This window comes from Jejuia spongiicola (assembly GCF_023502325.1).
Classification (GTDB): domain Bacteria; phylum Bacteroidota; class Bacteroidia; order Flavobacteriales; family Flavobacteriaceae; genus Wocania_A; species Wocania_A spongiicola.
In genome coordinates, this window is record NZ_JAMFLZ010000033.1 from 1 (window position 1) to 347 (window position 347).

At 34.6% G+C, this 347-nt stretch carries 1 protein-coding gene; it reads left to right on the plus strand.

From position 1 onward, the window contains the following. A partial coding sequence (locus tag M3P09_RS17230; protein WP_249974064.1) for a BspA family leucine-rich repeat surface protein occupies positions 1–347 on the plus strand: 347 nt, incomplete at both ends.

Here is a 347-nt window from a genome sequence, read left to right on the forward strand (position 1 = left end):
TGATTCTCCATCACATTTATATGCAAGTGCAGGTGTGCATACTATCCGTATTATCGGTACATTTCCTAGAATCTATTTTAACAATACAGGAGATAAAGACAAAATTCAAACTGTAGAGCAATGGGGGATAAACCCTTGGGCCTCTATGGAAAAAGCTTTTTGGGGCTGCAAAAACTTAAACATAACAGCAACAGATGCCCCAGATTTGTCTCAAGTAACTAACATGAATCTTATGTTTGCTGAATCTGGCATGAATCAAAACATAAATCATTGGAATGTTAGCACTATAACTCAAATGTATCGTTTGTTTTTTAACTCCAATTTTAATCAACCTTTACATTTATGGA